Raw genomic sequence first — 8,643 nt, forward strand, 5'->3', positions numbered from 1 at the left:
GCGACCCGACCGGCACCGGGACCGGCGGGCCTGGCTACGAGTTCGCCAGCGAGAACCTGGCCGGCGCCAGGTACCCGGCCGGGACCGTCGCCATGGCCAACTCGGGTCCGGGCACCAACGGCAGCCAGTTCTTCCTCGTCTATCGCAACTCGCCGCTGCCCCCGGACTACACGCCGTTTGGCACGATCACCGGCGGGCTCTCTATTATCCAGAATGTAGCGAAAGCGGGCAGCGACAACTCCAACGCGCCCGGTGACGGGCACCCGAAGGAGAAGGTCATCATCGAGAGCGTCACCATTAGGAAGGCCTGAGCCGGGCAGCGACGGTTCGGGTACCGAGCAGGAGGCTGCGGTGGGCACCGCTAACAACCCGTGGGGCCGGGTAGACGAGGACGGCACCGTCTACGTGCGGACTGCCGAGGGCGAGCGGCTGGTGGGCTCGTGGCAGGCGGGCAGCCCGGACGAGGCGCTCGCATTCTTCCAGCGCAAGTTCGAGGCGCTGGAGACCGAGGCCAGCCTGCTCGAGCAGCGGATCACGACCACTGACCTCTCGCCCGCCCAGGCGCGATCCTCGATCAGCCGCCTGCTCGTCCATGTCGGCGATGCCCGCGCGGTCGGCGACCTGGACGGGCTGCGCGGCCGCCTCGAGGCCATGACCGCGCTGGTCGCGCAGAAGCAGGAGGAGACGAGGGCGGCGCGCGAGCAGACCCGGGCTGTGGCGCTGGAGGTCAAGGAGCGCATTGTGGCCGAGGTCGAGCGGATCGCCGCCGAGGCAACTCACTGGAAGGCCAGTGGCGAGCGGATGCGCCAGCTACTGGACGAGTGGAAGGCAGCGCCGCGCGGCGACCGGGCCGCGGAGACCGCGCTGTGGAAGCGGCTGTCGGCCGCCCGCAACGCGTTCACCAAGCGCCGGAAGGCCTACTTCGCCGGCCTGGGGCAGGAGCGCGAGGAGATCAGGGCCGTCAAGGAGAAGCTGGTCAGCGAGGCAGAGGCGATGATGTCGTCGACCGCGTGGGGCCCCACCGCCGCCGTCTACCGTGAGCTGATGCGGTCCTGGAAGCAGGCGGGCAGGGCGGACCGGCCCGCCGAGGAGGAGCTCTGGGCTAGGTTCAAGGCCGCTCAGGACGCGTTCTTCGGCGCCAGGGCCGAGGCGTTCTCGGCCAAGGACGCCCAGCTTCGCGAGCACGCGGCGGCGAAGGAGGGACTCCTCGCTGAGGCGGAGAAGCTGCTCCCGGTCACCGACCCGCGCGCGACGCGACGGGCACTGCGCGACATCCACGAGCGCTGGGAGCGGGCCGGATCGGTAGCAAGGGAAGCGTATGACCGGTTGGAGGGCGGCCTGCGCCGGGTGGACGAGGCAGTCCGCAAGGCCGAGGACGCGGCCTGGCGGCGGACCAACCCGGAGGCGCTGGCCAGGGCCCGCAAGACCGTCGACCAGCTCCGCGCGGCGATCTCCCAGCTGGACGCCGAGCTGGCCAGGGCAGAGCAGGACGGGGACGAGGCGGGCCGGCAACGGGCGGCAGAGGCGCTCGCGGCCCGGCAGTCCTGGCTGGCCGAGGCCGAGCGCACCCTCGCCGAGTTCTCCGGCTGACCGGAGCTGATCTCAGTGTCTAGCGTGCCCCGCTGACCGGAGCCGATCTGAGTGTCTAGCGTGCCCCGCTGCCTACATAAGATTGATGGCAGATGGGCACGCTGGACATTGACCGTGCCCGGGTGAGCCGCCGTGAGTCAGCTGGTAGTGCGGTAGGCGTCGTAGACGCCGTCGATCGAGCGGACCGTCCGCAGCAGGTGGCCCAGATGCTTGGGGTCACCCATCTCGAAGGTGAACCGGCTGATCGCCACCCGGTCACCGGATGTCGTCACCGACGCCGACAAGATGTTCACCTTCTCGTCGGCCAGCACCCGCGTCACGTCCGACAGCAGCCGGTGCCGGTCGAGCGCCTCGACCTGAATCGCCACCAAAAACACCGACGACGGCGACGGTGCCCAGTCGACTTCGATGATGCGTTCGGCCTGCTGCTGCAGGGACGCGGCGTTGGTGCAGTCGGTGCGGTGCACGCTGACCCCGCCGCCGCGGGTGACGAACCCCATGATCGCATCGCCCGGAACCGGCGTGCAGCACTTGGCCAACTTGGTCAGCACACCGGGGGCACCCGGCACCGCAACACCGGTGTCGTCGGTGCTGCGCTGGCGCCGGGGCATCGTCGCCGGGGTGGACCGCTCGGCGAGCTCCTCCTCGGCCTGGTCGATGCCGCCGAGCTCGGCCAGCAGCCGCTGCACCACGTGCCGTGCTGACACGTGCCCTTCACCGATGGCGGTGTAGAGCGAGGACACGTCGGCGTAGTGCAGCTCGTTGGCCACCGCGGCCATCGAACCGCCATTCACCAGGCGCTGTAACGGAAGTCCGCCGCGACGCACCTCGCGTGTCATCGCCTCCTTGCCGGCCTCCAGTGCTTCCTCACGCCGCTCCTTGGCAAACCACTGGCGAATCTTGGTCTTGGCGCGCGGTGACACCACGAACTGCTGCCAGTCCCGCGACGGTCCGGCGTTGGGCGCTTTGGAGGTGAAAATCTCGACGACTTCCCCGTTTTCCAGCTTGCGTTCCAGCGCCACCAGCCGCCCGTTGACACGCGCGCCGATGCAGCGGTGCCCGACCTCGGTGTGGATGGCATAGGCGAAGTCCACCGGTGTCGACCCGGCCGGTAACGTGATCACGTCGCCCTTGGGCGTGAACACGAAAATCTCTTGCACGGCAAGGTCGTAACGCAGCGACTCCAGGAACTCGCCGGGGTCGGCCGCCTCCCGCTGCCAGTCGAGCAGTTGACGCATCCAGGCCATGTCGTCGATCTCGGCTGACGCATGGGGATGCGGAACTCCGTTGCGGCCCTTGGCTTCCTTGTAGCGCCAGTGTGCGGCGATGCCGTATTCGGCGGTGCGGTGCATGTCCCGGGTGCGGATCTGCACCTCCAGCGGCTTGCCTTCTGGCCCGACGACGGTGGTGTGCAGTGACTGGTACACGCTGTAGCGGGGTTGGGCGATGTAGTCCTTGAACCGGCCGGCCATCGGCTGCCACAGCGAATGCACAACGCCCACAGCGGCATAGCAGTCACGGATTTCGTCGCACAGGATGCGGATTCCGACCAGGTCGTGGATGTCGTCGAAGTCGCGGCCCTTGACGATCATCTTCTGGTAGATCGACCAGTAATGCTTCGGCCTGCCCTCAACTGTCGCCTTGATCTTCGACGCGGTCAGGGTGGCGACGATCTCGTTGCGGACCTTGGCCAGATAGGTGTCCCGCGACGGTGCCCGGCCGGCCACCAGCCGTACGATCTCCTCGTATTTCTTGGGGTGCAGGATCGCGAACGACAGATCCTCCAGCTCCCATTTCACCGTCGCCATACCCAGTCGATGTGCCAGCGGCGCAATCACTTCCAGCGTTTCCCGAGCTTTGCGGGCCTGCTTCTCCGGCGGCAGGAAGCGTATCGTGCGCATGTTGTGCAGCCGGTCGGCCACCTTGATCACCAGCACTCGTGGATCGCGGGCCATCGCGGTGATCATCTTGCGGATCGTCTCGCCCTCGGCGGCGCTGCCCAGCACCACCCGGTCCAGCTTGGTCACCCCGTCGACGAGGTGGCCCACCTCCTCACCGAATTCCTCGGACAGCGCCGCCAGCGTGTAACCGGTGTCCTCGACCGTGTCGTGCAGCAACGCGGCCACCAGCGTCGTGGTATCCATCCCCAACTCGGCGAGGATGTTGGCCACAGCCAGCGGGTGGGTGATGTAGGGATCCCCGGAACGCCGCGTCTGGTCGGCGTGGTGCCGCTCGGCGACGTCGTAGGCCCGCTGCAGCAGCGACAGGTCGGCCTTGGGGTAAATCTCGCGGTGCACCGCCACCAGCGGCTCCAGCACCGGGTTGAGCGCGCCGCGCTGGGCGGTCATCCGCCGTGCCAGCCGGGCCCGCACCCGGCGCGACGCGCTGGTGGATGTCTTGAGGCCTACCCGAGGCTCGCTCGCCAGTGCGTCGGAGACAGGGGGCGAGTCCACGATCGGCTCAACCGCTGTGCGCTGGTCGTCCGCCACGTTCGTCACCTCCGACCTCCCAGGATATCGCTCAGATACTGCGCAGGCTGTGCACCGGCAGCGGCGCCACCAGTTCGCGCCCGCCCAGCGCGGTCAACTCCAGTACCACGCCGGCCACGGTCACCCGGGCGCCGGCATGTTCGAGCAACCGCCGCGCCGCCGCCAGCGTGCCGCCGGTGGCGAGCACGTCGTCGACAATGACGACGCTGCGGCCCGCCAACTCGACACCGTCGGCCGGGATCTCCAGGCTGGCGGTGCCGTATTCCAGGTCGTAGGGCTCGGCGCGCACCGGCGGCGGCAACTTGCCGCCCTTGCGGATGGCCAGCACACCGGTGCCCAGCCGGGTCGCGACCGCGGCGCCCACCAAAAACCCGCGGGCGTCGATACCGGCGATCAGGTCGGCGCCGGACGCGACGTCGGCCAACGCGTCGGTGACCGCGGCCAGCCCACCACGGTCGGCGAACAACGGGGTGAGGTCCTTGAATGCGATCCCCACCGTCGGGAAGTCCGCCACCTCCCGGGTCAGCGACGCGATGAGCTCATCGACGGACCTCACCGCTCCAGCACCCAGCGATCCATGTTCCAGCCGGCACCCCAGCGGGTCGGATTGGTGCCGACGGCATACATCTTCTTCGATGCAAGCAGAGTGCGCTGCTGACGGTACAACGGCAGCGTCGGCATGTCGGCCCACAGCACCGCCGCGGCCTCAGCGAGCAGTCGGACCAGTTCGGTCGGGTCGGCGGAAACCGCCAGCGCGTTGATGATCCCGTCGATTTGGCCGTTGCTGTAGCCGGGCAGATTGTTGCCGTTGCCGGTGTGCAGGTCGTAGGCGTCCATCGCCGACGACCCGGTCGATCCGCTGCCGGCTGCGCCGCCGGTACTGGCCAACAGCACGTCGATCTGCCCGTCTTTGAGTGTCTGCGGGCCGGCGGACTCCGAGGTGACGTCGGAGATCGTGATCCCGGCCGGCGCGCAGGCCTTGGCGATCGCTCCGACAACGGCGGCCAGCCGCGCGTTGGGTGCCCGGTAGCCGATCCGCACCGTCAGCGGCGCCCTGCCCAGCGCGTCCCGCGCGGCGTCGGGGTTCGCTTGGATGAACTGCCCGGCCGCAGGAACGTTTTCGGCTTCACCGACGGCGTCGCGCGCGGCGGTGTGTAGCCGGCCGTTGGCGATCGGCATTCCGGCGTCGCGGGCGATGACGTCACGCGGTATGCACAGTGCGACCGCGCGGCGCACGAGAGTGTCCGCGAACCGGCCGTGCGGCGCGAAAATCAACTGCTGAATGCCATCCGACGGGGCATCGGTGCGCCGGTAGTTGTCCGGCGTGATCAACGACCCCGACGACCCGGCCGCGACGTCGACGACATCCATGCTCTGGTCGTTGACCCGGTCACCGATGTCGGCTTTCTGCGGCCAGACCGTGATCCGCTTTGTCATCGGCTTGGCTCCCCACCAGCGGTCATTGGCGACCAGCACCACCGCACCGCCATTCAGCACCGATTCGATCCGATACGGCCCCGACGACGGGAAGTGGCTGGGGTTCTGGCCCGATCTGAGGTCCCAGGAGGTGTTCCACAGCTTGGCGATCCGTTCGACGACCGGCACGTCGTTGCTCAGCAGCGCCGCGGTGACGTCAACGCCCAACTCTTCGCCGATGACGTGCGACGGCATCATCGAGGTCGCGGTGAACAGCTGGTCGTAGTCGACCACACCACGATCCGGGACGAACGACACCCGTGCCTTCTTCTGGCCCGGCTGGCACTCGACGGCGCCGATGTCGACGTAGCCGGCCCGGCTGGCGGCGTCGAAGCCGGGAAACCGGCCGGAGTTGGCCGCCCACGCCAGCACCACGTCATCGCAGGTGACCGGCTTGCCATCGGAATAGACGGCCTTATCGGAGATCTGGTAGTCGAGCACCAACGGTGCACCACCGACTACCGAGACGGTGCCGAAATCGCGGTCGGCGACCACCTGGCCGTCCGGGCCGTGGTAGCCGAACCCGGTCAGTGTGCGAGCGAACGCCTGCGCGGCCGCCGAGGCGGCGCCGGTGACCGTGTTGGCGTTATAGCTGACCAGCGGGGCGTCCACCGCGTAGTCGATCCGCCCGGCGGCGCTGCCCGAACACGCCGTCAGGGTGGCCGGCCCGGTCACCAGGATGACCGCCAGCCAGCTGGCGGCCACGCGCCGACGCCAGGCAGCCATCGCCCGCAGCATGATTGCCCGGCTCTCCCCAGCTACGCGGGGACCCCACCTCATCGGGGCTGCGCGCTCTGCATCGTCGCCGTGCGCTACTTGTTCCGCTTGCCAGTCGGGCGTGCGTGACGGCTGCCGGGCCGGACCGGTCGCGCGCCGGGCGCCGGCTTGCTCGGCGCCTTGCCTAACGAAGTCGCCGGTTTTTGCGGCTCGTCGCCGGTCGATTCCGTCGGCGCCTCGCCCTTCCCGGACTCCTGTTCGGAGGCGTTGTCCGGGTTGCGCCGCCGCAACACCCGGCGGGTGTGGGTGCGTACGAGCTCGGTGCGCTCACGCAGGCTGACCAGCAGCGGGGTGGCGAAGAAGATCGACGAGTAGGTGCCGATGATGATGCCGATCAGCTGCACCAGCGCCAGGTCCTTCAACGTGCCCACGCCCAGCAGCCACACCGCGACGACCAGAAGCGCGGCCACCGGTAGCACCGAGATCAGGCTGGTGTTGATCGAGCGCATGAACGTCTGGTTGACCGCCAGGTTGGCCTGCTCGGCGAACGTGCGCCGGGTGGTGTGCTGGAAGCCGTGGGTGTTCTCCTCGACCTTGTCGAACACGATGACGGTGTCGTAGATGGAGAACCCCAGAATGGTCAGCAGCCCGATGACCGTGGCCGGGGTGACCTCGAAACCGACCAGCGAATACACGCCGGCGGTCACGGTCACGTCGAAGAACATCGCCGCCAGCGCGGAGACCGCCATGTAGCGCTCGTAGCGCGCGGTGATGTACAGCGCGACCAGCACCAGGAACACCACCAGCGCGATCACCGCTTTCTTGGTGATCTGACCCCCCCAGCTCGATGACACCGCGGAGTCGCTGATGGCCTGCTTGCTGGGCCGCCCGTCGGCGCCCTTGGGTCCGAAGCGGTCGAGCAGCGCGTTTTTGAGCTTGGCGGTCTCGTCGTTGGTCAGGTGTTCCGAGCGAATCTGCACGGTCGCCGACGCGCCGCTGCCGACGATCACCACCGCCTCGGGGTCGGTGCCGATCGTCTGCCGGAAAACGTCCTTCACCTGCGTGATACTGGTGTCACCGCGCGGAAACGACACCTTGGTGCCGCCCGCGAAGTCGATGCCGAAAGTGAAGCCGCGCAACACGATACTGGCGATCGCGATCGCCACGATCGCGCCGCTGACCGCGTACCACAGCCAGCGGCGCCCGACCACCTCGAATGCACCGGTACCGGTGTAGAGCCGGGACAAGAAACTGTGGTGCGGCTGCCGGGCGATGCTGTCGTCGGCGACGGTCTCGGTGAGTTCTACGGCTTCTGTTGCTTTCGATGCCATTTCGCTATCCCCGTCCTGCTGCTGCGGCGCGCCGTTCGCGCGCGACCTGCTGGACGGCTCCCAGGCCGTTGTATACCGGCTTGGCCAGTGTCGCCGACTTGGACGTCTGGTATACCAGCGGCCAGGTCACCAGGAACACCACGACCAGGTCGAGAATCGTGGTCAGCCCCAGGGTGAACGCAAACCCCTTGACCTGTCCGATCGCCAGGAAGTACAGCACCGCGGCGGCCAGGAAGGTGACCGCGTTGCCTGACACAATCGTCTTACGGGCGCGAGCCCACCCGCGCGGAACCGCCGAGCGGTACGATCGGCCTTCCCGGATCTCGTCTTTGATGCGTTCGAAGAACACCACGAACGAGTCGGCGGTAGTGCCGATACCGATGATCAGACCCGCGATGCCGGCCAGATCCAGGGTGTAGTTGATATATCGGCCCAGCAACACCAGGATCGCGAAAACCATTGCGCCGGAAGCTACCAGCGACAACGCGGTCAGCAATCCCAGCACCCGGTAGTACAGCAGCGAGTACACCAGCACCAACACCAGACCGATCGCACCGGCGATCAAGCCCGCCCGCAGTGACGTCAATCCCAGTGTCGCCGAGACGGTTTCGGCTTCTGACGATTCGAACGACAGCGGCAGCGATCCGTATTTGAGGACGTTGGCGAGCTGGCGTGCCGTGTCAGCGGTGAACGGCGGATCTCCACCGGTGATCTGGGTCCGGCCGCCGGGGATCGCTTCGCGGATCGATGGCGCACTCACCACCAGCGAGTCCAGGGTGAACGCGGTCTGGGTGCCGATATGGGCGGCGGTGAAATCCGCCCAGGTGTTAGCTGCCCCGCTCCTGAACTGCACGTCGACGACGTAGCCGGCACTGCGTTGGTCCAGACCCGAGGTAGCGTTCTCGATCTGGTCACCGCTGATAATCGACGGCGCCAGCAAGTATGCCGCCTTGTGGTCCTTGTCGCAGGTCACTAGCGGCAGGTTGGGATCGTCATTACCGGCCAGGATGTCGTCTTGGTTGCAACGGGTGGCCTCGTAC

Annotated in this window: 7 protein-coding genes; 2 read left to right on the forward strand and 5 right to left on the reverse strand. The window is 67.9% G+C overall.

Features of this window, described 5'->3' with window-relative positions:
* Both ACRDTL_RS08560 and ACRDTL_RS08565 read left to right on the forward strand, forming a co-directional pair.
* On the forward strand, positions 1 to 311 hold a 311-nt coding region (locus ACRDTL_RS08560), incomplete at its 5' end, for a peptidylprolyl isomerase (RefSeq protein WP_431506279.1).
* Positions 312 to 351: 40 nt separating this feature from the next.
* Positions 352 to 1,590 (forward strand): DUF349 domain-containing protein, encoded by a 1,239-nt coding sequence (locus ACRDTL_RS08565; RefSeq protein WP_431506280.1) that lies wholly within the window; start codon positions 352 to 354, stop codon positions 1,588 to 1,590.
* Positions 1,591 to 1,727: 137 nt separating this feature from the next.
* On the opposite strand, the gene ACRDTL_RS08570 is transcribed toward ACRDTL_RS08565, so the two are convergent.
* From ACRDTL_RS08570 to secD, 5 genes are all read right to left on the reverse strand, one after another.
* Positions 1,728 to 4,046 (reverse strand): RelA/SpoT family protein, encoded by a 2,319-nt coding sequence (locus ACRDTL_RS08570; RefSeq protein ID WP_431506285.1) that lies wholly within the window; start codon positions 4,044 to 4,046, stop codon positions 1,728 to 1,730.
* Between the two features lie 64 nt (positions 4,047 to 4,110).
* Positions 4,111 to 4,635 carry an adenine phosphoribosyltransferase gene (locus ACRDTL_RS08575; RefSeq protein WP_431506281.1) on the reverse strand — a complete coding sequence of 175 codons (525 nt, stop codon included), beginning with the start codon at positions 4,633 to 4,635 and terminating at the stop codon, positions 4,111 to 4,113.
* Complete coding sequence (locus tag ACRDTL_RS08580; protein ID WP_431506282.1) at positions 4,632 to 6,281, reverse strand: ABC transporter substrate-binding protein; 1,650 nt, start codon at positions 6,279 to 6,281, stop codon at positions 4,632 to 4,634. Before ACRDTL_RS08580 ends, ACRDTL_RS08575 begins: the two co-directional genes overlap by 4 nt.
* 86 nt (positions 6,282 to 6,367) lie before the next feature.
* The gene (secF, locus tag ACRDTL_RS08585; protein WP_431506283.1) at positions 6,368 to 7,603 is read right to left on the reverse strand and encodes a protein translocase subunit SecF; all 1,236 of its coding nucleotides are present in this window, start codon (positions 7,601 to 7,603) and stop codon (positions 6,368 to 6,370) included.
* A gap of 4 nt (positions 7,604 to 7,607) precedes the next feature.
* Positions 7,608 to 8,643 (reverse strand): protein translocase subunit SecD (gene secD / locus ACRDTL_RS08590; RefSeq protein ID WP_431506284.1); only part of this gene is annotated, 1,036 nt, incomplete at its 5' end.

Source organism: Mycobacterium sp. (assembly GCF_050700595.1).
Lineage (GTDB): Bacteria > Actinomycetota > Actinomycetes > Mycobacteriales > Mycobacteriaceae > Mycobacterium.